The sequence below is a fragment of the Streptomyces sp. NPDC001002 genome, from assembly GCF_053599215.1.
This window is the reverse complement of record NZ_JBSFLV010000001.1, coordinates 36,593-62,350: the sequence shown is the minus strand read 5'-3', so window position 1 is coordinate 62,350 and position 25,758 is coordinate 36,593. Positions and strand designations below refer to the sequence as shown.

General features: G+C 71.5%; 24 protein-coding genes. 11 read left to right on the top strand and 13 right to left on the bottom strand.

From position 1 onward, the window contains the following. Positions 1 to 180: 180 nt before the first annotated feature. The 4 genes from ACWDR3_RS00315 to ACWDR3_RS00300 are packed head-to-tail and all read left to right on the top strand — an operon-like array spanning position 181 to position 4,694. The gene (locus ACWDR3_RS00315; protein ID WP_450349531.1) at positions 181 to 2,373 is read left to right on the top strand and encodes a hypothetical protein; all 2,193 of its coding nucleotides are present in this window, start codon (positions 181 to 183) and stop codon (positions 2,371 to 2,373) included. Continuing rightward, positions 2,336 to 2,842 carry a hypothetical protein gene (locus ACWDR3_RS00310; RefSeq protein WP_450349529.1) on the top strand — a complete coding sequence of 169 codons (507 nt, stop codon included), beginning with the start codon at positions 2,336 to 2,338 and terminating at the stop codon, positions 2,840 to 2,842. Before ACWDR3_RS00315 ends, ACWDR3_RS00310 begins: the two co-directional genes overlap by 38 nt. Then, positions 2,839 to 4,347 (top strand): PrsW family glutamic-type intramembrane protease, encoded by a 1,509-nt coding sequence (locus ACWDR3_RS00305; protein WP_450349527.1) that lies wholly within the window; start codon positions 2,839 to 2,841, stop codon positions 4,345 to 4,347. The genes ACWDR3_RS00310 and ACWDR3_RS00305 overlap by 4 nt, the downstream gene beginning before the upstream one ends. Next, the gene (locus ACWDR3_RS00300) at positions 4,344 to 4,694 is read left to right on the top strand and encodes a hypothetical protein (RefSeq protein WP_450349525.1); all 351 of its coding nucleotides are present in this window, start codon (positions 4,344 to 4,346) and stop codon (positions 4,692 to 4,694) included. The genes ACWDR3_RS00305 and ACWDR3_RS00300 overlap by 4 nt, the downstream gene beginning before the upstream one ends. A gap of 36 nt (positions 4,695 to 4,730) precedes the next feature. On the opposite strand, the gene ACWDR3_RS00295 is transcribed toward ACWDR3_RS00300, so the two are convergent. Next, entirely contained in the window at positions 4,731 to 6,779 is a 2,049-nt protein-coding gene (locus ACWDR3_RS00295; protein WP_450349523.1) for a bifunctional glycosyltransferase 87/phosphatase PAP2 family protein, read from the bottom strand. A 275-nt stretch (positions 6,780 to 7,054) separates the two neighbouring features. Here ACWDR3_RS00295 and proP point away from each other — a divergent pair, with 275 nt between their 5' ends. The 3 genes from proP to ACWDR3_RS00280 all read left to right on the top strand — a co-directional run bounded on the left by proP (position 7,055) and on the right by ACWDR3_RS00280 (position 10,398). Further along, positions 7,055 to 8,440 (top strand): glycine betaine/L-proline transporter ProP, encoded by a 1,386-nt coding sequence (gene proP, locus ACWDR3_RS00290; RefSeq protein WP_450349521.1) that lies wholly within the window; start codon positions 7,055 to 7,057, stop codon positions 8,438 to 8,440. Between the two features lie 80 nt (positions 8,441 to 8,520). After that, positions 8,521 to 9,669 carry a DUF2330 domain-containing protein gene (locus ACWDR3_RS00285; protein ID WP_450349519.1) on the top strand — a complete coding sequence of 383 codons (1,149 nt, stop codon included), beginning with the start codon at positions 8,521 to 8,523 and terminating at the stop codon, positions 9,667 to 9,669. Between the two features lie 57 nt (positions 9,670 to 9,726). Next, positions 9,727 to 10,398 carry an O-methyltransferase gene (locus tag ACWDR3_RS00280; protein ID WP_450349517.1) on the top strand — a complete coding sequence of 224 codons (672 nt, stop codon included), beginning with the start codon at positions 9,727 to 9,729 and terminating at the stop codon, positions 10,396 to 10,398. 14 nt (positions 10,399 to 10,412) lie between these two features. Here the strand turns inward: ACWDR3_RS00280 and ACWDR3_RS00275 are convergent, their stop codons facing one another. Continuing rightward, complete coding sequence (locus ACWDR3_RS00275) at positions 10,413 to 10,805, bottom strand: hypothetical protein (protein ID WP_450349515.1); 393 nt, start codon at positions 10,803 to 10,805, stop codon at positions 10,413 to 10,415. Between the two features lie 81 nt (positions 10,806 to 10,886). Here ACWDR3_RS00275 and ACWDR3_RS00270 point away from each other — a divergent pair, with 81 nt between their 5' ends. Continuing rightward, a complete protein-coding gene (locus ACWDR3_RS00270) occupies positions 10,887 to 11,312 on the top strand; it encodes a DnaJ family domain-containing protein (RefSeq protein WP_450349513.1) in 426 nt (141 codons plus the stop codon). A 1-nt stretch (position 11,313) separates the two neighbouring features. On the opposite strand, the gene ACWDR3_RS00265 is transcribed toward ACWDR3_RS00270, so the two are convergent. The 6 genes from ACWDR3_RS00265 to ACWDR3_RS00240 all read right to left on the bottom strand — a co-directional run bounded on the left by ACWDR3_RS00265 (position 11,314) and on the right by ACWDR3_RS00240 (position 17,459). Continuing rightward, entirely contained in the window at positions 11,314 to 13,710 is a 2,397-nt protein-coding gene (locus ACWDR3_RS00265) for a hypothetical protein (RefSeq protein WP_450349511.1), read from the bottom strand. Between the two features lie 5 nt (positions 13,711 to 13,715). After that, positions 13,716 to 14,345, bottom strand: coding sequence for a hypothetical protein (locus ACWDR3_RS00260; protein WP_450349509.1), 630 nt, complete (start codon positions 14,343 to 14,345; stop codon positions 13,716 to 13,718). Then, entirely contained in the window at positions 14,342 to 14,668 is a 327-nt protein-coding gene (locus tag ACWDR3_RS00255) for a hypothetical protein (protein WP_450349507.1), read from the bottom strand. The genes ACWDR3_RS00260 and ACWDR3_RS00255 overlap by 4 nt, the downstream gene beginning before the upstream one ends. A gap of 15 nt (positions 14,669 to 14,683) precedes the next feature. After that, positions 14,684 to 15,964 (bottom strand): CHAT domain-containing protein, encoded by a 1,281-nt coding sequence (locus tag ACWDR3_RS00250; RefSeq protein WP_450349505.1) that lies wholly within the window; start codon positions 15,962 to 15,964, stop codon positions 14,684 to 14,686. A gap of 159 nt (positions 15,965 to 16,123) precedes the next feature. Next, positions 16,124 to 16,687, bottom strand: a complete 564-nt coding sequence (locus ACWDR3_RS00245; protein WP_450349503.1) for a hypothetical protein — start codon at positions 16,685 to 16,687, stop codon at positions 16,124 to 16,126. 79 nt (positions 16,688 to 16,766) lie between these two features. Then, positions 16,767 to 17,459, bottom strand: a complete 693-nt coding sequence (locus ACWDR3_RS00240) for a hypothetical protein (protein ID WP_450349501.1) — start codon at positions 17,457 to 17,459, stop codon at positions 16,767 to 16,769. A gap of 112 nt (positions 17,460 to 17,571) precedes the next feature. On the opposite strand from ACWDR3_RS00240, the gene ACWDR3_RS00235 reads away from it, so the two are divergent. Then, on the top strand, positions 17,572 to 18,066 hold the full coding sequence (locus ACWDR3_RS00235; protein ID WP_450349499.1) for a GNAT family N-acetyltransferase: 495 nt from the start codon (positions 17,572 to 17,574) through the stop codon (positions 18,064 to 18,066). Between the two features lie 23 nt (positions 18,067 to 18,089). On the opposite strand, the gene ACWDR3_RS00230 is transcribed toward ACWDR3_RS00235, so the two are convergent. Next, the gene (locus tag ACWDR3_RS00230; RefSeq protein WP_450349497.1) at positions 18,090 to 20,138 is read right to left on the bottom strand and encodes an MDR family MFS transporter; all 2,049 of its coding nucleotides are present in this window, start codon (positions 20,136 to 20,138) and stop codon (positions 18,090 to 18,092) included. A 252-nt stretch (positions 20,139 to 20,390) separates the two neighbouring features. Between ACWDR3_RS00230 and ACWDR3_RS00225 the strand changes: the two genes are divergently transcribed. Continuing rightward, positions 20,391 to 21,383: a peptidoglycan-binding domain-containing protein gene (locus ACWDR3_RS00225; protein ID WP_450349495.1), complete on the top strand. Its 993-nt coding sequence runs from the start codon at positions 20,391 to 20,393 to the stop codon at positions 21,381 to 21,383. Positions 21,384 to 21,482: 99 nt separating this feature from the next. Here ACWDR3_RS00225 and ACWDR3_RS00220 read toward each other — a convergent pair whose 3' ends face one another. From ACWDR3_RS00220 to ACWDR3_RS00205, 4 genes are all read right to left on the bottom strand, one after another. Further along, positions 21,483 to 21,728, bottom strand: coding sequence for a hypothetical protein (locus ACWDR3_RS00220; RefSeq protein ID WP_450349493.1), 246 nt, complete (start codon positions 21,726 to 21,728; stop codon positions 21,483 to 21,485). Next, positions 21,725 to 22,372: an NADPH-dependent FMN reductase gene (locus ACWDR3_RS00215; RefSeq protein ID WP_450349491.1), complete on the bottom strand. Its 648-nt coding sequence runs from the start codon at positions 22,370 to 22,372 to the stop codon at positions 21,725 to 21,727. Before ACWDR3_RS00215 ends, ACWDR3_RS00220 begins: the two co-directional genes overlap by 4 nt. 14 nt (positions 22,373 to 22,386) lie before the next feature. After that, a complete protein-coding gene (locus ACWDR3_RS00210) occupies positions 22,387 to 23,256 on the bottom strand; it encodes an oxidoreductase (RefSeq protein ID WP_450349489.1) in 870 nt (289 codons plus the stop codon). Positions 23,257 to 23,453: 197 nt separating this feature from the next. Next, complete coding sequence (locus ACWDR3_RS00205) at positions 23,454 to 24,458, bottom strand: Lrp/AsnC family transcriptional regulator (RefSeq protein ID WP_450349487.1); 1,005 nt, start codon at positions 24,456 to 24,458, stop codon at positions 23,454 to 23,456. A gap of 100 nt (positions 24,459 to 24,558) precedes the next feature. Here ACWDR3_RS00205 and ACWDR3_RS00200 point away from each other — a divergent pair, with 100 nt between their 5' ends. Next, entirely contained in the window at positions 24,559 to 25,542 is a 984-nt protein-coding gene (locus ACWDR3_RS00200; protein WP_450349485.1) for an NADP-dependent oxidoreductase, read from the top strand. Positions 25,543 to 25,758: the final 216 nt, after the last annotated feature.

Genomic DNA, 25,758 nt, shown 5'->3' with positions numbered 1-25,758 from the left:
ACTCGGGCCGGCGGCCTTCCCGGCGCCGCCGGCCCGTCCAGGCATGGGCGCGCCCTTTTGTCTCATCCGTTTTGTCTCATCCGTGGGGTTGACCGCTTCTGGTGACGCGGACAGCCTGGAGAGCGCAGGCATTACGGGGGTTCTGCACAGCATTACGGGGGTTCTGCTGTGATTCGAGGGGTGCGGCGAGCCGTTCTCGTCACGGTCGCCGCCGTCGCGCTGCTCTTAGGGCTCGCGGCGCCACCGACGCTCGCGGGGCCACCGGCGCTCGCCGGTCAGGCGGAGCCGCCGGGCACGCAACTCGACCCGTGGTTCGAGAATCCGATCGGGCGGATGGCGTACATCGCCCGGTTGGCGAGGGGCATCGCCAGCCCCGCCGATGTGGGACGGAACCTGGCCATGGGGTTCCTGGACATCACGGGCCTGGACGGTCTGCGGACCAAGGGCTTCGAGGTCGTCGACGTCGCCGAGCTGCGGCGGACGAATCCCGCGCTCTACCGGGCACTCGGTCTCCGGGACCAGCCGGGGATCGGGCGGTTCCTCGTCATCAAGAAGACCAACGACCGCTCGGTCTTCCACGACGACGACGTCACGCTGGAGCGTCTCCACTCCGAGATCCTCATGATGATCAGCGCTGCCCACTATGTGGGCGTGGACGATCCCGACCGGTTCTTCCACGTCTACACGGACAACTCCCCCTGCTCGAAGTGCGCTTCCGCGATCCCGCCGGGCACGGAGGTGAGCTATGCCGTCCGCTATCGGTCGAAGGGCTACAAGGCCCTGATGAAGCGTCTGCTCACCGAGGCGGCCGAAGCCAAGCTCGGTGACAAGAAGGTGCCGCAGGAGAAGGCACAGGAGAAGGCACGCATGGCCGAGCTCAAGGAGGCGAACATCGAGCGCAAGTACGAGACGGCCAAAGAGACGAACAAGGTGTTCAGAACCGGCCAAGGGACCGGCCAAGGGGGCACGTGCGCCCTCGGGCTCGCTCCGGCGCGCTCCGGGGTCCACCGAGCCGCGCTCGTGGCGGGGCCCGCCGCCGCGGTACCGGCGGCGTGCGGCGAGAGTGCGGGAGTCGCCGGCAGCGGCCTCGTGAAGGCGCTCGCCGAACCCGTCCCCCAGGCACCGGGCGGCATCGACTTCTCCTCCCTCGAACTGCGCTATCTGTCCGACCCCGGCGACGGCAGCGGCCTGCAGTACTCCTTCCGGGCCCCGGCCTCCGCCACCGGCGGCACCTCACCGGCGCTCGGCGTGGACGCGGCACGGCTCACCTCCGACGCGTTCTTCACCTGGCTGGAACTGAGTCCGTCGGCCTACTGGGTCAACCTCAACCCCGGCGAACCGGACCGGATCGTCGACGAACGGCTCGGCCGCACCGACGCCGGACGCGTCATGCTCCAGGCGGATCTGCGGCTCAAGAAGGACGTCGGACAGCTCATCCACCCCGACACCGCCAACGGCAGGGAGTTCTGGTCCCGCCTCCGGGGAGACTGCTCCGCCGACCGCGTATGGATCGTGCCCGGGCCCGCTGAAGTCCGCCGCGACGGCGACAAGTTGTACATCCTCAAGGCGCCGCTGGACGTGAGGACGGAGTCCGCGTACCGCTCGGCCGGGCAGACCGCGAGCGCCTGTGCCGGGCAGGACGAGGCCACCCGGAGCCACAACGAGTCGCTGTTCCGGAGCCTGGTGCTGCCGCAGCTGAGGAAGAGCGTCAACTCCGGCCCGCAGTACGCCGATCTGCGCCGCGTGTATCTCGCGCGGGTGGCCGCCGAGTGGTACCGCGAGCTGAGCCGGTCGCGGGACACCGCCTACGGCGACCTGGTCGACGGCGGCGACGTCGGACCGTGGGAGACGACGACCGGGTGGCGGCCCAGGGACACCTTCGACAAGTACGTCGAGTCCCACACGAAGGGCGAGTTCAGTGTCGCCCGTGACATCACCGTGAACGGTGTGGTCACCCGGCGGCTCCTCACGTACGGGGGTGTCGACCTGGCCCGGGTGCCGCTGCGGGAGGTCTCGGAGGCCGCTTTCGCGCGGCGGTACGGGGCGATGTCCGACGACGTCGGCACCTCCCTGAAGCAGCCCGCGGGCCACGACCCGTCCGACGCCCTGTGGCTGGGTTCGCCCACCCCGCGTCAGGCCGCCGGGCTCGGCGCGTCGGGTGCCGGCTCGTCGGCCTGGGAGCTGGCGCTGCGGCTGTCCCCCACGCTGCTCCTCCCGCTCGCCCTGCTGCTGTGGCGCCGCCGCCGGCGCCTGTCCGTCCCGGCCGCCGCGAGCCCCCTGCGCCGCGCGGCCGTCCGCTCCGCCGCCACGCCACGCCGTCCCGAGGGAGACAGCCATGCCGTCCGCCGAGGAAGAGAACCACCCGCCACCTGAAACACCTCCCCGTCCGCCCGAGCCCCCGGAACCCTCGTACGAGGAGATCCGGAACGGAGCCGACGAAGGCGACGGCGACGAGTCGGAGACCGGGCGGCGGCCCTACGTACGGCTGATGGCCGCCGTCGGCGGTACCGGAGCCGTGGCCCTCGTGGTCGCCGCCGTCCTGGGAGCCACCACCGAGCCGGAGGTGCCGGCCGTTCTCCAGACACCTATCGCGTCGGCCCTGCCCACGGACCTGCTGCCGAGCGGCAGGACCGACCTGCCCCTGCCCAGCGGCTATCCGAGCGACTGGCTCACGGGGATCCCGACCTCGTGGCCCACCTCCTGGCCCACCGGCGACCCGAGTCACCCGTACCCCTCCCTCTCCTTCCCGTCACTCGGGGAACCGCCCACGGACACCTACCCCTCGCTCCCCAGCGACTGGCTCAGCCTCCCCGCCCCCGCGCAGGGCGGCGATGCCCCGTGAACCAGGCCGCCCGCGTCCTCCCGCCACCCCCGTCCTGGCCGCCCGCACGCGTCCCCCGGCACGGGCTGCCCACGGCGATCCTGGTGGCCGCCGCCCTGTCGGTGGCCTATGGCGTCGCGCAGATCCTCTTCTGGGCGGCGCCCGACATCACCTCGCCCTTCGGCCTCATGACCGTGTACCTCCAGCCGGAGCCGGAGGTCTTCAAGGTGACGCGGGTCCTGCTGTTCGTCGGCTGGGGCATCGCGCTGGCGCTGGCCGTGCTCCTCGCCCGGCGGCAGGCCGCACCGGCCGCCGACCCCACGGCACGCGCCGCCGCCGTACGCAGCTGTCGACTGGGCATCCTGGCCGCCCTGTCGCTGCCCTTCACGACGATGGCGCTGCACCTCCTCGCCGGCAACCTGCCCCGGCTGCTGCTCTGTCTGCCCACCACCGCCGCGGCCTTGTACCTTCTCCACCGGCTGCAGCTGTTCCGACGGGTGCCCGGCCGGCTGCTGCTCCTGGGATTCGGCTGGGGCGCGCTGATCGCCGGCGGCTTCGCCCTCACCATGGTGGTCTGGGAGGGACGGTACGGCCCCTCCTATCTGCTCGACTGGTCCCGCCCCCGGGACAGCGCCCGCGCGCTCTTCGCGGTGGGCTGCCTGAACAGCGCGCTGGTGTCGGAGCTGGGCAAGGCGGCCGGTGTCGCCGTCCTGTTCCTGCTCTTCCGGCGCCAATTCGACGGCGTGGTCTCGGGATTGGTCATCGGCGCGGCGGTCGGTCTCGGGTTCAACCTCACCGAGACCGTCAGCTACATGAGCGACTACATGGGCTCGCTCGGGTCGGCGGGGCAGCCGGCCCAGCCCGCCGCCGAGTTCTGGACCCGGCAGGTGGTCGGCCTCATGGCGGTGCAGGTGGCGTTCACCGCGCTGGTGGGCGCCGGGTTCGGCGCGGCCCGCTGGCTGCCGGAGCGCCGGGACCGCCGACTGGCCGTCGGGGGCGGGGTGTTGGCGGCGGTGGGCGGGCACTTCGAGACGGACATCGTGCTGGGGCAGCTCGCCAAGCGGCGCGACGACTGGTTCTCCGGCAGCGACACCCTCGGTGCGCTGGTGGGTGTGCCGCTGATGACGGCCGTCACCTCGGGGGTGTTCGTCGTGCTCTGCCTCGTGATCCTGCGCCGCGGTCTGCGCGCCCAGGCGCTGGGACTGGCCGGTGCGCTGCGCGCGGAGGCCGGCACGGGCGGTGGCGCGGTCACGGAGCCCGAGATCGGCCTGCTGCTCTCGCCGCCGCGCCGGCTCCGGCTCGAACTGCGGGTGTGGCGCCGTGACGGTGTCGCGGGGGTGCGGCACCTCCTGCGGTTGCAGCAGGCGCAGCTCGACCTCGCGACGCAGCACGTGCACCGCGGCCGTCGCGGCGCCGACATCTTCGTACCGGACGAACTTCCGCTGCGCGCACGCGTGTTGGAGTTGAAGGGAGCGCCCGTGGAAGCCCACCGGCCCGTCCTCCCGGCGAGGGGAGCGCACTCATGACCGGCTCCCGAGCCGTACGGCTGTGCGCGCTGATCGTCGCGGTCGTCCTCGTCGTTCTCGACGGGCCCTCGTCCGCCTCGGCGCAGTGTCTGCCGCCCGCCTACCACGGCGACCTGCCGGGCAGTACCGGCAGCTGTCCGGGGCGGACCGTCGCCGAGGCGTCGGGGGTGGTGTGGGCGGTCCTCGTCCTCGCGGTGGGGCTGTGGCTGGCCAGGGCGCAGTTCCGGTCGCGGGCCGAGACGGACGCCGACCTGGAGCTGGTGGACTCCGTGTTCCGCCAGGACGGAGATGGAGACGGGGACGGGGAGCCCCGGCGAGGTACGGGAGATCCCGCCACCGGTTCATAGGCAGCTGCCGCGGGATCGTGGGCGGCACAGGCCCGCTCAGCTCGGAGCGGGCTCCTTCACGGGCTCCTTCTCCTCGGCCTTCTCGGCCGCCTTGCGCGTGAACTCCGCGCGCGGTCCCTGGAGCAGGTACGACAGCCCGAAGCCGGCGCCGACGACCGCCGCGCCACCGGCCGCGTCCAGCACCCAGTGGTTGCCGGTCGCGACGATCGCCGAGACGGTGAAGAACGGGTGCAGCAGGCCCAGCGCCTTCATCCACCACTTCGGCGCGATGATCGCGATCACGACACCGCACCACAGGGCCCAGCCGAAGTGCAGGGAGGGCATCGCCGCGTACTGGTTGGTCAGGGCCGTCAGGGTGCCGTAGTCCGGCTTGGAGAAGTCCTGGACGCCGTGCACGGTGTCGATGACGCCGAGGCCGGGCAGCAGGCGCGGCGGGGCCAGCGGGTAGAGCCAGAAGCCGACCAGCGCGAGCAGGGTCGCGAACCCGAGGGACGTACGGGCCCAGCGGTAGTCGACCGGGCGGCGCACATACAGGACGGCCATGACGGACAGCGGCACGATGAAGTGGAACGACTCGTAGTAGAAGTCGAAGAAATTCCGCAGGAAGTCGACCTTCACGACCGCGTGGTTGACCCAGTGCTCGATGTCGATGTGCAGGAACCGCTCGATGTCGAGGATCTGGTGCCCGTGCTCCTCGGCCCGCACCCGGCCGGCCGAGTTGGAGCCGCCGGTCGCCGCGAGCCGGACCTTCTGGTAGGCGGCGTAGGTGACGCGGATGAGGAGCAGTTCCAGCAGCAGGTTCGGGCGGGTGAGGACCCTGCGCAGGAACGGCAGCAGCGGTACGTGCTTGAGGCGGGCCGGCACGGGGGCCGCGTACTCGGTCGGGATCGGCGAGCGGTAGTACGGCGAGGTGCGCGACAGGAACGGGATGACGGTGGCCGCGGCGAGGGCGGCGAGCAGGACGACGTTGTCGCGCAGGGCGTACATCGCCGACATGTTCGGCAGCATCATCTTGGCGGGCAGCGTCATCACCAGGACGACGGCGACCGGCCACACGTACCGGTCGGAGGCTCGCTTGCCGACCCGCCCGACGACCGCGAGCAGCACCCACAGCAGCTGGTGCTGCCAGGTGGTCGGGGACACGGCGATGGCCGCGCAGCCGGTGATGGCGACCGCGAGCAGCAGCTGCCCGTCGCGCGCGTAGTGGACGGCGCGGCGCACCCCGAGGACGGCGACGGCGGCACCGAGCGTGAGGAACAGGCCGATCTCCAGCGGCCCGGACAGCCCGAGCCGCAGCAGCGCGCCGTGCAGCGACTGGTTGGCGAGGTCGTCGGCGGGGCCGCCGAGCCCGGTGCCCGCCATGTGGTGCACCCAGTAGGTGTACGAGTCGTGCGCCATCGCGGCCCAGGCGATCGCCGTACACGCGGCGAAGGTGACCGCGGCGGAGACGGCGGCGCGGCGGCGGCCGGTGAACCACAGGAGCGGCGCGAAGAGCAGCACGGTCGGCTGGAGGGCCGCGGCGATGCCGATCAGCAGGCCGCCGGTCCGCTCGCCGCGGACGGTGAAGCAGCCGAGCAGCACGAGCAGGACCGGGATGATGCTGGTCTGGCCGAGCCAGAGCGTGTTGCGCACCGGCAGCGACAGCATCAGCAGGCTGATCGCGACGGGCGCGGCCAGCAGCGCGCTGCGGCGGGTGACGGGCTTGGGCAGGGCGCGGGCGGCGATCAGACCGAGGGCGACGACCAGGAGCAGCGTCCCGAAGGTCCAGCCCCAGCCGAGGGCCTGTTCGGCGGCCTTGGTGAGCGGCTTGAGGACGAGACCGCCGAAGGGCGTACCGGTGAAGCGCGTCGAGTCGTACAGCGACCCGTTCACGTGCAGGACACCGTTGGTACCGACCCAGGTCTCCAGGTCGGTGAGCCGCTCGCCCTCGGGGGTGCTCAGGACGACGACGACCTGGCGGACGGCCAGTATCGCGGCGACCAGCCACAGACCCATGCGTGCCGCCCGCAGCCGCCCTCTGACGGCTCCTGCGGCCGTTGCCCGGAAGGCATCCGCCGGTCGCCCGCTGTGCTCCACGTTCGCCACGCCTCGTAGGCCTCCCGCCCCGTTTTCTGTGTGCCCCCACAGAGAGACGCAGGCTACCCCGGCTTCACCTGTCGTCCGTTCTCCTTTTGTCTGGACGACGATAGTGCGCCAGGGGTTGGGTTGCCTCGCCGAGACGCGAGATGGATCACAGTAGCGCCCGCCGGGAACCGCTCGGAGGCGGGTGAGCGGGCCTGCGCACACGCCTTTTCGATGCCCTGCGCAACCGATTGCATACGCCACGTAGGTGGCCCGACCGCCCTTATGGTCGGTCGGATATGTCCCTCCTAGAGAAGACCCCCAGTCCCCCGTCCGAGTACCCCGCCCCCGCCCGCACTACCGATGCTTCCGACGTCACCGTCACCGATCCGGCGCTGGTCCGGCGGGCCGTGAAGGCCGCCGCGCTGGGCAACGCGATGGAGTGGTTCGACTTCGGCGTCTACAGCTACATCGCGGTGACCCTGGGCAAGGTGTTCTTCCCGTCCGGGAACCCCACCGCCCAGCTGCTCTCCACCTTCGGCGCCTTCGCCGCGGCCTTCCTGGTCCGCCCGCTCGGCGGCATGGTCTTCGGCCCGCTGGGCGACCGGATCGGCCGCCAGAAGGTCCTCGCGCTGACGATGATCATGATGGCCGCGGGCACGTTCGCGATCGGCCTGATCCCGTCGTACGGCTCGATCGGCGTCGGCGCCCCGCTGCTGCTCCTGGCCGCACGCCTGGTCCAGGGCTTCTCGACCGGCGGTGAGTACGCGGGCGCGTCCACCTTCATCGCCGAGTACGCGCCGGACAAGCGGCGCGGGTTCCTGGGCAGTTGGCTGGAGTTCGGCACGCTGGCCGGTTACGTCGGCGGCGCGGGCCTGGTCACGCTGATGACGGCCCTGCTGTCCACGGACGACCTGACGTCCTGGGGCTGGCGGATCCCGTTCCTGATCGCGGGCCCGATGGGGATCATCGGCCTGTATCTGCGGCTGCGCCTGGAGGAGACCCCGGCCTTCGCCGCCGAGGTCGCGAAGTCCGAGGCGAACCGGCCGAAGGTGCCGCTGCGCGAGATGGTGACGGGCCAGTGGCGGGCGCTGCTGCTGTGCGTGGGCCTGGTGCTGGTCTTCAACGTCACCGACTACATGCTGCTGTCGTACATGCCGAGCTACCTCACCAGCGAGCTCAAGTACGACGAGACGCACGGGCTGCTCGTGGTGCTGGGCGTGATGGTGCTGATGATGGCCGTCCAGCCGTTCGCGGGCGCCCTGACCGACCGCGTCGGCCGCCGCCCGGTGATCGCGGCGGGCTGCGCCGGCTTCCTGCTCCTGTCGGTCCCGGCCCTGCTGCTGATCCGCCAGGGCAGCCTGGCCGCGGTCGCGCTCGGCATGGCCGCTCTCGGCCTCCTCCTGGTCTGCTTCACGGCCGCGATGCCGTCCGCGCTCCCGGCCCTGTTCCCGACGCGGGTGCGCTACGGCTCGCTCTCCATCGGCTTCAACGTGTCGGTGTCGCTGTTCGGCGGCACGACCCCGCTGGTGGTGACGGCCCTGGTGGGCGCGACCGGCGACCTGATGATGCCCGCGTACTACATGATGGCGGCGGCCCTGATCGGCGGCTTCGCCGTCTGGCGCATGACCGAGTCGGCGGGCCGCCCCCTGCCGGGCTCGGCACCCTCGGTGGAGCCCCGATAACTGTCCGGAAACACCCCCGGAACCCGCCGCTCCGCCGTACCGTCTGAACCTCTGTCGACGGCATCAGGAGGCTTCGGGGCATGGGCTGGTTCCGACGGAGAAACAGTGCCCGCGCGCGCGTGCTGGCCGTGGTCGTGACACTGCTCGGGATCCAGCTGGGGTCGCTGATCGCGCCGGCGTACGCGTGCGGCTGCGGGGCGATGATCCCGGGGGAGCGGACGCGGGTGACCGTGGGGCGCGAGGAGTCCGTCGTGCGCTGGGACGGGCGGCAGGAGCAGATCGTGATGAGCCTGACCGTCGGCGGGGACGCCGAGCGGGCCGCGTGGATCATGCCGGTGCCGCACCGGGCGACCGTGCGGCTCGGGGACCCGGCGCTGTTCACCCGGCTCGCCGCCCTCACCGCGCCCGTCGACCGCACCCGGTACCACTTCTGGCCCCAGGACGGCGACTGGCCGCTGGTCATGGGCGACGAGGCGGGCGCACCCCCGCCGGGTCCCGGAGACGCCCCGGGCGTGGGTGTGGTGGGCCGCCAGAAGCTCGGCCCCTTCGACGTGGCCCGCCTCACGGCCACCGACCCGGCGGCACTTGACACCTGGCTCGGCAGCAACGGCTTCGCCCTCCCCCCACGCCTCTCGACCGCCCTGCGCCCGTACGTGGACCGCCGCTGGGAGTACGTGGCGGTCCGGCTGGCCCCCGACAGCGCGGGCGTCCCGCTCGACGGCACCCTCGACCCGCTCCACCTCACCTTCGAGGCCGACCAGCCCGTCTACCCCATGCGCCTGTCCGCCCTCGCGGCCACACCGCAGTCGCTGGGCCTGTACGTCCTCGCCGCGCATCGCATGGAACCCCGCTCGGCGATCGGTGGCGAGCCGCCCCGCGTCACGTACGCCGGGCGCGTCACCGGCGCGTCGGGCCCGCTCGCCGCGCTGGCCGCGGGCACGCCGTACCTGACCGCGGTGGCCCAGGAGTTCCCGCGCCCCTCGTCGATCACCGGCGACCACGTGCTGCGCCGGGCCGCCTCGGACGCCCCGTTCCAGCAGGTGATCTACGAGGAGCGGCTGCGCACGGTGGCCGGGCTGCCGGCCTGGCTGCTCACGGTCCTCGGCACCTTCCTGCTGACGGTCACGACCGCGACGACATGGGCGGTACGACGGTCACGGCGCCGGGCGGAGTCCGCGCAGAGTGGTGACGCCCTCGACGGGGAACCCGCACAGGACCATGCTCGTTAGCACACCTAGTTAGAAACTCTAAGAAGACATCCGCCAGGCAACGGGAGGCACGGACTCATGAGCGAGTCGCAGGTCTGGGACGCGGTCGACGACTACTTCACCACCCACCTCACCCCGGAGGACGAGGCCCTGACGGCGGCCACGCGCGACAGCGAGGCGGCCGGTCTGCCGCACGCGGCGGTGACCGCCCCGCAGGGCAAGCTCCTGCACCTCCTCGCCCAGATCCACGGCGCCACGAGGATCCTGGAGATCGGCACCCTGGGCGGCTACAGCACGATCTGGCTCTCCCGCGCGCTGCCCGCCGACGGCCGGCTGATCTCCCTGGAGTTCAGCGCGAGGCACGCGGAGGTCGCGACGGCCAACATCGCGCGGGCCGGCCTCGACCACCTCGTCGAGGTGCGGGTGGGCCCGGCCCTGGAGTCGCTGCCCAAGCTGGCCGAGGAGAACCCGGCCCCCTTCGACCTGGTCTTCATCGACGCCGACAAGGGCAACAACCCGCACTACGTCGAGTGGGCGCTCAAGCTGACCCGCCCCGGCAGCCTGATCGTCGTCGACAACGTCGTCCGGGAGGGCCGCGTCACCGACCGGGACAGCACCGCCGCGGACGTGGTGGGCACCCGCGCCGCCATCGAACTGATCGGCGCCCACCCGAAGTTGAGCGCGACGGCGATCCAGACGGTGGGCACGAAGGGATACGACGGGTTCGCACTGGCACGGGTGTTGGCCTAGGCCCCTACTGGTGCTCAACCCTCGTGGTAGAAGCCGACGTTGACGCTGCGTGGGGCGGTGCGGTCCTGGACGATGATCTCGCCGCTGCCGCCCCGGGGCAGGGTCACACTGCCGCCGTAGACGAGGGGCTGTGCGTACTCCCCCACGATCAGGCGGACTTCGGACGACGGGTCGGGCTGCGAGCCGCGCAGCCAGGAGACCTGCCAGACGCCCTCCGGGCCGCACAGGAACTCCAGATGGACCCGCGAGACGAACAGCCAGTCGTCCGGCGTCGCCAGCCGGCACACGGACTTGTCCCGCCCCACCCGGAGCACGGCACCGGGTTCACTCGGCGCTTCGGCCATGAGCATGCCGGCCGTGGCCCCCTCTTCCGTCCCGGAGACGGTGGCCATGGTGAGTTCGAGCACGCGGCGCTCCTCCTGAAGTGTCCTTATGCAGCCGCCGCATGATAAATCGCCCGGCCATGTCACGTCCGGCACAATGGACTCATGACCGAGCGAAAGCCTCCCGGCGTGCCGTTCGATTCCTGGGTGGACAAGCAGATCCGCGACGCGGAGGCGCGCGGCGACTTCGCCAAGCTCCCCGGCGCCGGCAAACCCCTGCCGAACGGCGCGGACACGTCCTACGACGAACTCTGGTGGATCAGGCAGAAACTGGCCCGCGAGGGCTTCTCGGTCCTGCCGCCCACACTGGCCCTGCGCAAGGAGGCCGAGGACGCGCTCGATGCGGCGTACGCGGCCCCGTCCGAACGTATCGTCCGCAAGATCATCACCGAAGTCAACGCCAAGATCCGCGAGATGATGTTCAAGCCGCCGCCCGGCCCTCCCCTGGGCAAGAAGCCCTACGACGTCGAGGACGTCGTACGTGAGTGGCGGGAGCGCCGGGCGGGGCTCTCTGAGCCTCCGGCGGGCTGACTCAGCCTCCGCCCTCGGCGAGAACGCCCTCCAGGGACGCCAGTTCAGGAGGGGCGGGCCAGACGACCCCGAGGGCCGCCGACACCCGTTCGATCTCCCCGGCGAGATCGGGCCGGACGTCGGCCAGCAGCGCGAGTTCAGCGGTATCGCGCAGTTGCTGGTTCCACTGCACACAGCGGCCCGCCTCCAGGAGTTCCAGCGCCGTCTCCGGATCGTCCACCTCCAGGGCGGCGGCCGTGGCCTCCGAGGTGACCGGGACCCAACCGGTCAGCTGGGTCTCCTTGTCCGCGCGGTCCAGTTGCAGACCGGCGACGGACGTCACCAGTTCGACGGCGAGGGTGTACGCGCCCACGGCCTCGTCCCAGCGGCCGAGTTCGGCACTCTTTCGCGCCCATCCGGTCGCCGCCGCCAACCTCACTCCGGGCGAGGCTGTCTCGTTGCGGGCGGCGGATCGCCAGTCCCGTAGGGCGAGTTCGACGTCCGCGGGTCCACCGCACCGCAAGAGGACCGATCCCCGGTTGACGAGAATCAGGGCATCCACCGGTTGCCCGCGGGGAGTCAGCGCCAGTGCCTCGGTGAACAGACGGACGGCATGCCGAAGTCTGCCTTCGTCGACGGCTGCGTCGACGCCGTCGCCGAAGTCTTCCTCGGTCCCTCCCCCGGCACCGTGGTATAGCGCGAGAGCCTGGTTGGACAAGATCGACGCGCGGCGCGGGTGATCGAGCGGAATCTCGGCGAGCGCGGTGTCCCCGGCCCGCAGCGCGTCCTCCAGGTCCCGGACGTCCTCGGTACGGCGATGGCGCTCCAGGTACGCCGCGATCAGATTGGTGTGGTAGATCGCCTTCTTCGGATGTCCGCCCGGGAGCAGGCGCACGGCCTCGCGGCACAGGTCGACGTGGAGGTCGTTGTCCGCGGGATCACCGCTCATGCCGTAACGGGTCGCGATCAGTGCCGACTTGTTGAAGAGCTGCTGCGCCCGGTCCTCGTCCGACGCGTCCGGCAGCGCCAGCGCCCGGTCGATGACGGACAGTCCCTCGACCAGATCCGGTGTGCTCCCCGTCGTCCTGGCCCGTGACGTGAGGGCGGCTGCGAGAATCGCCAGCCGGCGCCCGAGGGCAGCGTCGTCAGGCGGAGTCAGGTCGACCGAGCGACGGGCCGCGGTGATCGCGTCGTCGCGGTCGGCCTGGTCGCCGGCGCTCTCGAAGCGCACGTTGAGCGCCCAGGCGAGACCGATGAATGCGGTCGCGTCCTCGGCGTCCTGCGCCGTGACCTTCGCGTAGTTGCCGACGGCCTCGTCCAGGAGCCCGGCCCGCCCCGAGCGCTGGAAGAGCTGCTCCTGTACGCCGGCCAGATCGACGAGGTCCCCGGACGTGCCCCGCTCGGCGGCGAGAAGCAGCCTCAGGCGCAGGGCGTGACGCAGATCGTCCTCGGCGCCGGTGAGCGCGGCCCGGGACTCCCGGCAGGAGGCGAGCACGTCGGCGGGTTCGTGGAACCTGTCGCCCAAGGGCTCCTGGTCGGGCACCAGACCGCTCAACGCGTCGATCGCCCTGTCGAGGTCGTCGCCCTCCCCGCTGGTGCGGTGACGCACGTACCAGGCAGTGCCGATCCCGATACGGATCTCTCTGTCGAGTTCCTCCGGCACGTCGTCCAGCCCGATCGCCCTCTCCTGCAACCCGATCGCGTCGTCCACGTCCCGGAGGGAGGGGTTTTCGGCGTGGCGGGCCAAGAGGAGTCGACCGAACTGGAAGCGTAGGTGGGCGAGTTCGGCGTTCGGCGCGCCCTCCAGCCGGTCAAGTGCCCGTCGGCCCCTGGACAGCGCCAGGTCGAGGTACTCCGAAGCGCCGGTCAGCCGCCACTGCACCAGAACCGCGGCGCAGTGGTTCATGACGACAGGGGGCCACAGGGGGTCTTCCTCCGAGAGCAGGTCCATCACCTGTGCCTGGTAGCGGAGGCCCTGGGCGAGAGCACCCTCGCAGCCGTAGCGATCCGCCATGGTCACCAACGCACCGGCGAAGTCCTGGAGCTCCGCGGGATCCACCGGGTCGGCCATCAGTGCCTGGTGCCCGCCCTCGACGAGCGACCGGAGCGGCTCCGGTCCGCCCCGGCCGTAAGGCAGAACGAAGGTCATCGCGAGAGCCCGGTCGAGTTCCCCCGAAGCGCCTTCGCGCCGAGGGTCGTCACGCCAACGAGTCAGATGGACCCAGGCCATGAGCCGGGCCACGCGGATGAGCAGGGGTCTGTCGTACTCGCCCTTCGAGCGGTCGAGCCACTCCATGAGATTTCGCAGCCGTCCGGTCGTCTCCGGCGCGAGCAGCAGGGACACATTCTCGTCCCGGGTGAACCGCTCGTACGTCTCCTGCAGCTCGGCGTACGTCCGGGTCAGGTCTTCCATGGACATCCTCGTCACCCCCTGGGGCAATCGGACACGGGGGCCATCGACAGCAGCGTGGACAGCGGCACGACAACCTCGCCATCGCCCGTTCCGACCACGACCGCGCCCTCCGCGACGCGCCGCACAGTGCCGCACACCTTCGCGGTGGGGCTGTCGAATCGCATCAGGCCGGTCTCCTTCGCCGGTCCGTACCAGGTGGCGGCGACCGCGGCCACGAGCAGAGCCGTGCACAGCAGAGTGAGGGTGATGCCCCGGCCCAACTGCCGTGCGGCGTCGACGGCCTCCTGCTGCTCCTGGAGCGCCCGGGGCGGCGCCGAGGCCAGGTCGACGACGCGTGGCCTGCCGTGGGCCGCCAGCAGCAGCTGCATCGCCCCGAAGGCACCGCAGACGAGCGCGGCGAGCAGGAGCAGACCCACGGCCACGGCCCAGCGGTCGGCCAACTGCCCCACGTCCGAGCGCCCCTTGACGAGACTGAAGCCCAACAGCCCCGCGAGCAGGGCCGCGAGTCCGTTGCGCCAGGCCAGGGCGGCTTCGCGCACCCGGGGTACGGCCTCCCGGAGCATCTCGCGGTGCTCCCGGGCCCGCCGCAGGTCGGAGACGTTCGCCGTACGGGTGGGCGGCAGCGGACGACGCGGTGTCACGCCAGGTCCTCCGGCACTCTGAGCAGCCAATACGCACCGCAACCGTCGGCGTTCGGAGGGCGGTTGCCATGAGCCTCGTCGCAATTGCACGTCATCCGGACCACCAGGGGACCGTTGCGGGCCACGGCGCGTCGGAACGTCAGACGGACGGTGGTGAGGGGCACGGGGATCTCCAACTCGGCGGCGCAGCGCGGGCAGGAGCCCGAGGCGAGCAGGAAATCCCTGCCGTACGACGTCAACTCGAAGGTGTCGGCGACGTGTTGCTCGAACTGCGGATCGGACGATTCGGAGTAGTCGAACGCGGAGGACGGCGGAACGGTCATGGCGGCTTTCCTGGTTCAGGGACCGGTGTGGGTGAAGGGCATCCAGTGGCTCGGGCCGTCCGGCGACGTGTCCCGCAGCCGGCGGACCACCCCGTGCAGAGCCACGGCAGCGCGGTCGGGGTGGAAGGCGCCGTCCTGCCACAGGTCGCGGTAGACCCCCTCGGCCACTTCGGCGGCGACCTCGTCGTGGATGGACCAGAGGGTGGCGATCACATGCCGGTAGCCCGTGTAGTGCAGGGCCGCGGACAGGGTCATCGACTCGTCGGGCAGAAGCAGCCCGCCCAGCGCGGTCTTGCAGGCCGAGAGGAAGGCGAAGTCACGATGCCGGTGCCCTTCGGCGATCTCGCCGGTCGTCAGCAGACCGTCGCCGAGCAGCACCCCGCCCGTGGCGGGACGCAGGGGGTGGGAGGTCGCGTGGCAACTGAAGTGGACGCTGCGGTGGACCGCCAACTCGCGGCGCACCGACGCCCGGTCCGCCGCGACGCCCTTCAGCGTTGTGCAGTCGGCTCCGAAGAGCGAGGTCAGCACCTGCTCCTCGTGCACGACGCACTTGAGGTCCCGCTGGCCCGGCGTCTCGGGCAGCGCCACATGAAGCATGCCGCCCGGCGCGGCCGACCGGCCCCTGGACCGGGACTCGATCAGGGCGCGCAGGGAAGGCGTGTACGACACCACCGCGCGCTCCAGTGAACTTTCACCCGCCTCACCGTGCCGCCCGGCCGCGTGCAGCGGAAGCAGGTTCAGCAGCCCGGTGGGGCACCACCACAGCCGGGGCCACGGTCGCCCGGGCGGGGGCGGTTCACGAAAGCCGCAGGCGTCGAGCACGGGCCGGCTGATCGTGTCCCACAGCCATTCCAGGGTCGTGGTGAGCACGCGCTCCATTGAAGCCGCGGCCTCCATCAGTACTGCCCCAGCACGCTGAGAGACCCTGATGCTCGCGGCCGTCGGCACCTCCCATGACGCGGCCTCCGCCTCAACCCACCTCTCAAGACGGCTCTGGTGCCGCTCGATGGCCTCCACGTAGGCGCCCGCGACCCGGTGGACGTCGTCGAGCGTGAGGTCCAGGCGGACCGGGGAGACCTCACCCGGCGTCACGATCAGCGCGTCCGCGCGCCGCTGGGTGACGTTGACGGCGACGACCGGACCTTGCGCGGCGGCACGGCGCAACTCCGCTGCGGACAGGGGGCGTTGGAAATCCGCGAACCCCGGCAGCTCCCGGACCTCTTCCACCAGACCGGCCAACCGGCGGGCCAGCGCCATCCTGCCGTCGGCCCGCGCCGGCTCCCCTCGGTCGCTCACCGCGCCCCCCGTTGGTCGTCCCCGCTGCCCGAGGGTAGCCGAGCCCGATGCGAAGTCAGAGGCATATGCGAAGGCGGCTGCCGCGAGGGGAGTCGACACTTCCCTCGGCGTGCAGCCGCCTGCGTATTCGGCGTGTGGCTCAGTTCCCTGACTCCGCGGCTACCTCTGGAGGAGGCGGTCCGCCAGTTCGCGGTAGTCCCGCAGGGCCAGCCGGAGTTGTTCGGTGTCGGAGTGGTCGGACTTGGCGTCGCCCTCCTGCCAGGACCTGCGCAGGGTGCGGCGGCGCTGGGTCAGGGCGTCCGTGTAGCGGCCGGTGATCTCCTCCACGACATGGTCGGCTTCCTCGACGGCCGTACGAGGGTCGTCGACGAACCCGGACAGGGCGTGCTGGAGCCGCTCGGCGAGCTTGTCGGTCTCGTCCCGCGGGAGCAGGGGGGACGAGGACGGCGTTGACGAGGCCGGCGTTGATGACGGCGTCGAGGACGAAGTCGACGACGGGGTCTGGGAGTTCGGACGCGAGGGGGTCTGCGCCGGGGTCCTGGTCTCGTCGGTGCGCGTGGAGGTGTCAGTCCGCGCGGCTGTGGGTGTGGGAGTGGGTGCGGGGACCTTGCTCTCCTCGGCCCGCACGGGCGTCCTGGTCTCGTCGGTACCGGTGCTCGTACGCGTCGGCGCGATCGTCTCCGTACGGTCCGAACGGTCCTTGCGCTCCTCACGCTCGGACATCGGTATCGGCGTCGGCGTGGGTGTGGATGTGGGTGTGGATGCGGGCGTGGGACTCTTGGTCTCGTCGGCCATGGTTGTGTCAACCCCCCTTGATCGTCTGCTGCTTGTCGGATGAGGTGTCGTGCGACCGCCTGGCCGTCATGCCAGGGAGCCTGTCGGTCAGCTTGTGGGACGTCTTGTGGGACGTCTTGCCGTGCGACCTGTCGTGGGACGTGCCCTGCGAGGTGCGGGCGCCGTCGATGAGCGACGCGAAGAGCGCGCGGGCCTCGACCATCGCCTCGCGCAGTTCCTCGGTGTCGGCGCGGGTGTCGTCGGCGCGGGCCACGCTGTGCACGTGGCGGTAGCCGTTGACGTCGGGCGCGTGGTGGACGGAGAGGGCGGCGAGCTGCTCCTCGTACTGGGCCCCGTCGGGGAAACCGCGGACGGTGGCGAGTTCGCCGAGCAGCTGGTCCGCGTCGGCGACGGCCTCCCGGGGCGAGTCGACGAACCGCTCCTGCGCGGCCGCCCAACGGGCCTCGAACTGCTCGCGCCGGGCCGGCTCCAAGGGCTGCTCACGCAGCGATCCGTGCCGCTCGACGCGCTCTGCGAGCTCACGTTCGGCGGCCTTGGTGTCGCCGTCGTGGCGGGTCACCGCGCGGTCGTACTCGGGCCCGAAGCGGTGCTTCAGGTCCCGACCACCGACGCCGCCGCGGGCTCGCAGGGTGAGGGCGGCCGCGACAACGACCACGGCCGCCACGATCACGATAACGATGATGATCATGCCTGTGGACATGGGTGCCTTCCGGATGCTTCGGCCCAACGGGCCGGTTCCCCCTCCGGGTTGCCCGGAACCGGGCACTCAAACTGCGTGGGCCGCGAGGGTGGCGGTCGGCAAGAATTCCGGCATGGACTGGATCATCGCCCCGGAGCCCTTCGACTCGGCCGTCGCCGCCGCCCTGTGGCGGGCGTACTACACGGAGGTCAGTGACCGCTGGTATCTCCTGCACGAAGGCCGCCGGACCGACCCCGCCGAGCTGGAGCGCGAGATCGCCGCGCGCACCGGCTCAGAACTCGCCCCGCCCGGCGGGCAGTTGCTGGTCGGCCGGTGCGGGGGCGTGGCGGCCGGGTCGGCGGGGGTACGGCTGCTGGGGTCGACGACCGCCGAGCTCACCCGCGTGTTCGTGTACGAGGAGCTGCGCGGCAAGGGCGGTGCCGCGCTCCTCGTGCGGGCCGCCGAGGAGGCCGCACGCGCCCTGGGCGCCGAGGAGTTGATCCTGGATACCCGCAGCGACCTCGTGGAGGCCCGTGCCCTGTACGCGCGGCTCGGGTACGCGGAGACCGGGCGGCACAACGACGACCCGTATGCCGAGCACTGGTTCCGGAAGAAGCTGGTCGGGTGAGGGGGCGAGGCCGGTTTGCTTGGTCAACTGATCCGTTTCGCCGTGCCGTTGTGGGGTTGTTCTCTGTCCGAGCCGCAGAGTTCGTCGGTGAGTTCGGTGACCAGGCGGTTGAGGTCGGTGGGGCGGTCGGGGGTCCACCAGTCGCCCAGGAGGGTGGACAGGGATTCTTCTCGGGCCCGTGACAGGTGGTCGGCTGTTTCTCGGCCCTCGGGGGTGAGGATCAGGTCCAGGCCCTCTCGGGTGGCCAGGCGGCGTTCCTCGACCTGGCGGGCCGCGGCCAGGATGACCGGCAGGGGCACCGTGCTGCGTTCGGCTAGGACCGCCGGTTCCGCCCAGCCGTCGCGCCGGATGCGGAGCAGGAGCCAACTGGCCGCCGGGAGAAGGTCGTAGCCCGCCCGGTCGGTGATCTTCTGGTAGATCTCGCGCCGGCCGTCCCGCGTGCCGAGCACGGAGAGGGCGCGGCAGACCTCGTCGTAGGAGGAGCGCTCGACCGGGTTGCTGGCCAGCGTCTCCGTGAGGTCGGGCGCGGTGACCGAGCCGCGCAGGCGGTCCTCCTTGAGGAACCACGCCAGGACGAAACCGAGGAGCGCGACCGGGGCCGCGTACAGGAACACGTCGGTGATCGAGGACGCGTATGCGTGTATCGCCGGGTCTCGTAGCGCCGGTGGGAGGGAGTTGATGCCTCTCGGGTCGGATTTGAGAGTGTCCGCCGAGATGCCCGTGGGTAGAGGCGTGCCGCGCAACGCGTCCGTCAGTTTGTCCGCCAGGCGGCTCGCGAAGACCGTGCCGAAGATGGCCACGCCGAAGGACGCGCCGATCGAGCGGAAGAAGGTCGCGCCCGACGTGGCGACGCCGAGATCCTCGTACGAGACCGAGTTCTGCACGATGAGGACCAACACCTGCATGACCAGGCCGAGTCCGAGGCCGAAGACGAAGAAGTACGCGCTCATCTCCGTCGTCGAGCTGTTCTCGTCCAGGCGGTGGAGGAGGAGCAGGCCTATCGTCGTTACGCCCGTGCCCGCCACCGGGAACACCTTCCAGCGGCCCGTCCGGCTGACGATCTGGCCGGAGCCCGTGGACGACAGCAGCATGCCGATCACCATCGGCAGCATGTGCACCCCGGACATGGTCGGCGAGATGCCCTGCACCACCTGGAGGAACGTCGGCAGATACGTCATCGCGCCGAACATCGCGAACCCCACGATGAAGCTGATGACCGCGGAGAGGGTGAAGGTGCGGATCGTGAAGAGCTTGAGGGGTAGGACCGGTTCCGCCGCCCTTCGCTCCACCCGTACGAAGACCACCGCCAACGCCACGCCCAGCACCGCCAGGCCGATGATCTGCGGTGAGCCCCAGTCCCACGTCGTGCCGCCCAGCGAAGCCACCAGCACCAGACAGGTCGCCACGGACGCGATCAGGAACGTACCGAGATAGTCGATGACGTGCTGCATCGACTTGCGCGGGATGCGCAGCGCGGTCGCGATCACCGCGAGGGCGATCAGGCCGACGGGCAGGTTGATGTAGAACACCCAGCGCCAGCTGAGGTGTTCGGTGAACAGCCCGCCCAGCAGCGGGCCCAGCACACTCGTCGCCCCGAACACCGCGCCGAACAGCCCCTGGTAGCGCCCGCGTTCGCGCGGCGACACGACATCGCCGACGATCGCCATCGACAGCACCATCAGGCCACCGCCACCGAGCCCCTGCAGCGCGCGGAAGGCGATGAGTTGGGGCATGTTCTGCGCCATTCCGCACAGCGCCGAACCGATCAGGAAGATGACGATCGCCGTCTGGAAGAGCCGCTTGCGCCCGTACTGGTCACCGAGCTTGCCCCACAGCGGGGTCGCGGCCGTCGACGCCAGGAGATACGCGGTGACCACCCAGGACAGGTGCTCCAGACCACCGAGGTCGCTGACGATGGTGGGCAGCGCGGTCGACACGATGGTCTGGTCGAGGGCGGCGAGCAGCATGCCGAGAAGCAGGGCGCCGATGGAGACGAGCACATTGCCGGACACGTGTTCCTCGGCGGCACTGCCCTTCTTGGGAGCACTGCCCCGCATCGGTGCGTCTCGCATATTTCCCGTCATACCGTGCGCATCCTCGGCCATGAAGACCTCCAGCGGCTCTCGTTACACAGCGCCCTCGGCACAGCGCCCTCACCCTCGCTTTCACATCCATGGTGATCGGTGTGCACCGTTATGGCCTGTCGAGTCCCGTTGCCGCCCGATTTACCGGGACCCTCCCCGGGGGCCGACCGACAGCGGCTGTGGAGACGGTCTGCATAATCTCTGGAGTTCGTGGGGGGAATGCGGAGGGAGGGACGACGCGTGACAGAGCCGACAGGCCACGAGTGCCCGGAGTGCGGGGCACCCAGAGGGGCCGACAACACCCCGTCGTGCGGCTGTACACAGCGGGCGTCGGACGCCCTGCGCGATGCCCGCACGGCGGAGGCGGCCGCCGCGGAGGACTTCGACCCGCTGCGCATACGGCCGTACGTGGAGTTGACGGGCGAGGGGGGCGCGGGCAGCGAGAACCGCGGCGCGGCGCCGCCCGCAGCGCCGGTGCCTTCGGCGTTACCGGCCGAGGAGACGGTGCCGTTGCAGGCCGTGGACGCCACGTCCCTGCTGCCGCCGGTGTCGCCGGTGCCACCGGCACCGCTTTCGGGCGAGGAGCCGCCCGCCTACGAGATCGAGGACGAGGCCGAGGAAGGCGCCAGGCCCCCGCGCCGGCGCCGTACCGTCCTGCTCGCGGCCGGCGGATCCGTCGTCGCCGTGGTGGCCGCGACCGGGCTGGCGAGCGGGTTCCTGTCGTACCAGACGCCGTCCCGCGACCACGCGGCCTCGGGCGGGGTACGGGCGAGCGTGCCGGACGCGTCGAGCGCGACGCCGTCCGTGTCACCGTCGCGGGAGACCGGCACGCCGTCGCCGACGTCCGCGCCGCCGTCACCCTCCGTCAGCACGAGCCCGACGCCGTCGACGTCCCCGTCGGCCACCGCGGTCTCGTCGAGGCCGTCCCGCTCGACCGAGCCCACGCACACACCGTCGACCGTCGGCGCGACCGGCACCATCCAGGAGGGCGGCGCCGACAGCAGCACTCCACCGGTGCTGCGGCGCGGCGACCACGGCGCCGAGGTGGTCGAACTCCAGGAACGGCTCGGCCAGTTGAACCTGTACGTCGGCAAGGACGACGGCGACTTCAGCACGACGGTGGAGAGTTCCGTACGGACGTTCCAGGTGGCCAGGGGCATCACCGCGGACGAGTCCGGGGTGTACGGGGCGGCTACACGGGCGAAGCTGGAGTCCGAGACGACGGAGCCGTAGCCCCGCAGTCGCAGGTCGCCCGGGCGGGGACCAGCAGATGATGGACGTAGGCGGGCGGCAGGTTGGAGACGACGACCTCGCTGCCCACCACGTGCGGGGCTATGGCCTCGCGCAGCACGCGCCGGGACAAGGCCTGCCGGGGATTGAGGTGTTGTACGGCCCGGCCAGCACCGCGCGCGGCTGCTGTGCGCTGCCGGGGCGGATGTGCCGGGTGAGAGCGCGGGACAGGGCGGCCCCGCTGGGCGCGATGGATCCCGTCGACTTCGCCGTGCGGGCGAACTGCACGAGAAAGGCCAGGGCTTCCGTCAGCGCGGCGGACGCGGTGGACGCGGTGGGAATCGTCATGCCACGGCCGGATCGGGAACGCGCAGGGCGGCGAGGGCCTGGGCCACGGCGGTGATGACCTGCGGGTCGTGGGCGGCCTGGCTGCCGTTGAAGGTGCGCAGGCTCAGCACGGGGGTCGGGGTGGGGGCGATGCGGGCGCCGGTGGCGCGCAGGATCGTGTCCAGGTGGTCCTCCGCGCCCTGGGAGCGGTAGCCGACGACCAGGCCGGTGGTGGGCTTGCCGGCGAGGGGGGCGTCCTCGCGGGGCCGGGAGAGCCAGTCGAGGGCGTTCTTCAGGGCGGCCGAGATGCTGGCGTTGTTGACCGGGCTCAGGACCAGCAGGCTGTCGGCGGCGGCGACCTGGGCCCGCAGGGCGGCCACGGCGGGCGGGGCCGGGTCGGTGTCCAAGTCCTCGTTGAACAGCGGCAGTTCATCCAGGCCGGTGGCCAGGACGACTTCGTGTCCGGGATGGTTCTGGGCCACGGCCGCGTGGGCGACCTGGGTGGTGACGGCTGTGGCACGCAGGCTCCCGGACAGGACCAGCGTGCGGTGACGGGCGGCGGACGGCTGAGGCATGAGGGAGAACTCCAGCGGGAGGAAGGGAAGTACGAGGAGAGGGAGGACGGGGCAGGACAGGAAGGTCAGGGCGAGCCAGGGAAGCGCCATGGGGCCCGGTGCGGTCAGCCGGCCGAGTCGGCGATGGCGTCCAGGCCGCGCAGCGTCTCCGCGGACAGGCCGATCTCGGCGGCGGCGATGTTCTCGGCGAGGTGGGCGCGGGTGGAGGTGCCGGGGATCAGCAGCATCGTGGGAGAGCGGTGCAGCAGCCAGGCCAGTGCGATCTGCCGGGGCGTGGCACCGAGATCGGCCGCGACCTCTTCCAGCGCCTTGGCCTGCAGCGGCCGGAACCCGCCCAACGGCCAGAACGGCACGAACGCGATGCCCTGCTCGGCACACCGGTCCACCAGGGCGTCGTCCTGCCGGAAGGCGATGTTGTAGTGGTTCTGCACCGCGACCACCGGTGCGATCCGTTGCGCGGCCTCGACCTGCTCCGCGCTGACGTTGCTGACGCCGAGGTTGCGGATCAGGCCCTGCTCGCGCAGCTCGGCCAGGACCGTGAACGGCTCGACGATGTCGTCCGCCGCCAGGGTGTCGGTCATCCGCAGATTCACCAGGTCCAGCGCCTCAAGGCCCAGGTGGTCGAGGTTGTCGTGCACGGCCTGGACCAGCTCCGGCCGGGACAGCGCGGCGGGCCATCCGCGCTCGGCCGTGCGGCGCGCGCCGACCTTGGTGGCGATGTGCAGGCCCTCGCGATACGGGTGCAGGGCCTCGCGGACCAGCCCGTTCACCAGATGCGGGCCGTAGTAGTCGCTGGTGTCGAGGTGGGTGATCCCCGCCTCGACCGCGGCGCGCAGGACGGCCAAGGCTTCGTCGCGGTCGCGGGGTGGGCCGTAGGCCATGGGCCCGGCCAGCTGGAGGGCGCCGTAGCCGACGCGGGTCACGGTCAGGGTCTCGGACAGGCGCAGGGTGCCGCCGGGAAGTACGTCGCTCATCACGAGCTCCTTGCTGAGAACACACTCGGGGGTGGGTCTCAACAGTGGCGCCGCGATGACGTAACCAACAGTCGATCACGGCGAAAGCACACCGAACCTCCAGTTGAGGAGGTTCGATCGACCTGTACTTCCGTATCGGGTCGACCCGACAGGCGCATCGTGCATCGCCCGTATGCCGATCTCGACAGCGACGGCGATCAGGTCGCGATCAGACGCCCGTCGCGAAGTCGGGTGCCCGCCTGCTTGAGGCGGTGCAGGACCGGGACGACGTCGACCTGGCGGACCGCTTCGAGGGCGCCGACCTTGGTGGTGACGTAGGAGAAGAGGTCGTCCATCGTGCGGCAGGTGACGGTCACCAGGAGGTTGGCGGATCCGGTGACCGCGGCGGCGAAGGTGGTCTCGGGGTGGGCGGAGAGCGTCTCGCCGGTGGCGTTCAGGCGGCCGGGGGCGACGGTGAGCCAGAGGTAGGCGGGGGCGTGGAAGCCGAAGCGCGGATAGGCCAGGTCCACGGCGACGCGCAGGGCTCCCGCCGCGAGCAGTTCCTCCAGGCGGGCGGAGACCCGGGACTTCGACCAGCCGCAGGCGCGGGCGAGTTCGACGACTCCGGCGCGGCCGTCGCGGGCGAGTTCGGCCATCAGCGGGGCGTCCTGGTCGCGGGGTGCGGCGGCGTCGCGGAGTTCCGGGTCGGTCGTGCCGACGGTGGCGCGCTGCTGGGGGTCGGAGGCGTGGAGCAGCGCGGCCTGGTCGTCGGTGAGAGGGTCGTCGAAGGCGAGCCACTTGGCGCCGCTGCCCAGGTACATGTGCATGACCGCGCAGGCGTCGAAGCCCAGGACCCTGGCGGTGCGCGGCAGGCGTTGCAGAACGGAGCTGCCCTGGTCGCGCAGCCCGGTGCGGGCCTGGCACACGATCTCGGAACCGCCGGAGGTGACGCTGACGTAGGAGGTGTCCTCTCGGGCGGCCAGTGCGTCCGCGAGGGCGTCGGTGGCATCGGGCCGGCACTGGACCCGGACGAACCAGGTCTGGTCGCCGAGCAGTCCGTGCCGGGGCAGGGCGCGCACGCGGACGGCTCCGTCGGCGACCAGGGCGCGGTAGCGGCGGGCCACGGTCTGCTCGGAGACCTCGGCCACCTCGGCGATCCGCCGGAAGGACGCCCGCCCGTCGCGCAGCAGGCATTGAACGATCCGCCGGTCCGTCACATCCATGACGGAATTATAGAGGCAGCCGATCGATAGACATGGAGCTTCGGCCGCAATATGGCGGTCTGGCTGGGAGTACGAAGTGGGCCGGTCGGACAGTGGTGCCATGACTGAATCCCCACACACCCACCAGGCCGACGTCATGCGTGCCGTCACGTTCACCGAGTTCGGCGGCCCGGATGTCCTGACGGTCGACGAGCGTCCGATCCCCGAAGTCCCCGCCGGTCACGTACGAGTCAGGGTCGACGCGGCCGCCGTACACCCCCTGGACGTGGTCGCGAGGGCCGGCTGGCTGGGTCCGATGGTGCCCCCAGGGCCGACGTACGTGCTCGGTGTCGACGCCGCCGGCACCGTCGACGCGACCGGCGACGGTGTGTCCGGCTTCGACGTCGGGCAGCCCGTGCTGGCGATGTCGAACTGGCCGGAGACCAAGGTCGGCACTCAGGCGGAGTTCGTGGTGCTGCCCGCGGCCTTCCTCGCGCCCGCCCCGACAGGCGTGACGCCGACCGCCGCGGCGACGCTGCCGCTCAACGCCCACACCGCGGCACAGGCCCTGCGGATCCTCGGGCTGGGGGCCGGTGACCGGATCGCCGTCACCGGAGCAGCGGGCGCCATCGGCGCTTTCGCGGTCCAGTTGGCCCGGCACCAGGGCCTGGAGGTGGTCGCCGTCGCCGCGCCGGAGGACGAGCCGTACCTCACCGGCCTCGGGGCGACCTTCGTGGCCCGTAGCGCGGATCCTGCCGACGCGGTGCGCAAGGCCGTGCCGAGCGGGGTCGACGGACTCCTCGACGCCGCGTCGGTCGGATTTGCGGCGATCGGGGCCGTGCGGGACGGCGGCTCCTTCGTCGCGGTGACACCGCCCAGTGTTCCGCCGTCGGAGCGCGGTATCGGGGTCGGCCTGGTACAGGCACGCGCGGACGGCGCCGAACTCACCGAACTGGTGGGCCTGGTGGAGAGCGGCCGACTGGACCTGCGCGTCGCCGGAACGTTCCCGTTCGAGCGCGCGGCGGAAGCGCACACGATGCTGGCGAAGGGCGGATTTCGCGGCGGCGTCGTGCTGGTCAGCGATCCGGATCCGGAGACCGCCTGAGGCACATCGCGCAGGCCCCTCTGCCCAGGAAGCGTGAGGCACATCGCGCCCGGCGCCGACGCAGTGACCGCCTGACTGACGGTTTCACCATGCGTTCGGCGGGAGACTAGAGGCGCTTGCGTGCCGCCTGCCATCCTCGCCGCGGTGACCGACAGCCTTTCGGGCAGCTGCGTTCGTCGGTCGACTCGACGTGGGACGGGGCTGCCCCCTCGTGGT

Coding starts and splice junctions, on each gene's coding strand:
- ACWDR3_RS00310 (WP_450349529.1), top strand. CDS start 2,336: ATGCCGTCCGCCGAGGAAGAGAACCACCCGCCACCTGAAACACCTCCC.
- ACWDR3_RS00300 (WP_450349525.1), top strand. CDS start 4,344: ATGACCGGCTCCCGAGCCGTACGGCTGTGCGCGCTGATCGTCGCGGTC.
- proP (WP_450349521.1), top strand. CDS start 7,055: ATGTCCCTCCTAGAGAAGACCCCCAGTCCCCCGTCCGAGTACCCCGCC.
- ACWDR3_RS00285 (WP_450349519.1), top strand. CDS start 8,521: ATGGGCTGGTTCCGACGGAGAAACAGTGCCCGCGCGCGCGTGCTGGCC.
- ACWDR3_RS00280 (WP_450349517.1), top strand. CDS start 9,727: ATGAGCGAGTCGCAGGTCTGGGACGCGGTCGACGACTACTTCACCACC.
- ACWDR3_RS00270 (WP_450349513.1), top strand. CDS start 10,887: ATGACCGAGCGAAAGCCTCCCGGCGTGCCGTTCGATTCCTGGGTGGAC.
- ACWDR3_RS00265 (WP_450349511.1), bottom strand. CDS start 13,710: ATGTCCATGGAAGACCTGACCCGGACGTACGCCGAGCTGCAGGAGACG.
- ACWDR3_RS00255 (WP_450349507.1), bottom strand. CDS start 14,668: ATGACCGTTCCGCCGTCCTCCGCGTTCGACTACTCCGAATCGTCCGAT.
- ACWDR3_RS00245 (WP_450349503.1), bottom strand. CDS start 16,687: ATGTCCGAGCGTGAGGAGCGCAAGGACCGTTCGGACCGTACGGAGACG.
- ACWDR3_RS00240 (WP_450349501.1), bottom strand. CDS start 17,459: ATGTCCACAGGCATGATCATCATCGTTATCGTGATCGTGGCGGCCGTG.
- ACWDR3_RS00235 (WP_450349499.1), top strand. CDS start 17,572: ATGGACTGGATCATCGCCCCGGAGCCCTTCGACTCGGCCGTCGCCGCC.
- ACWDR3_RS00230 (WP_450349497.1), bottom strand. CDS start 20,138: ATGCGAGACGCACCGATGCGGGGCAGTGCTCCCAAGAAGGGCAGTGCC.
- ACWDR3_RS00220 (WP_450349493.1), bottom strand. CDS start 21,728: ATGACGATTCCCACCGCGTCCACCGCGTCCGCCGCGCTGACGGAAGCC.
- ACWDR3_RS00215 (WP_450349491.1), bottom strand. CDS start 22,372: ATGGCGCTTCCCTGGCTCGCCCTGACCTTCCTGTCCTGCCCCGTCCTC.
- ACWDR3_RS00210 (WP_450349489.1), bottom strand. CDS start 23,256: ATGAGCGACGTACTTCCCGGCGGCACCCTGCGCCTGTCCGAGACCCTG.
- ACWDR3_RS00205 (WP_450349487.1), bottom strand. CDS start 24,458: ATGGATGTGACGGACCGGCGGATCGTTCAATGCCTGCTGCGCGACGGG.
- ACWDR3_RS00200 (WP_450349485.1), top strand. CDS start 24,559: ATGACTGAATCCCCACACACCCACCAGGCCGACGTCATGCGTGCCGTC.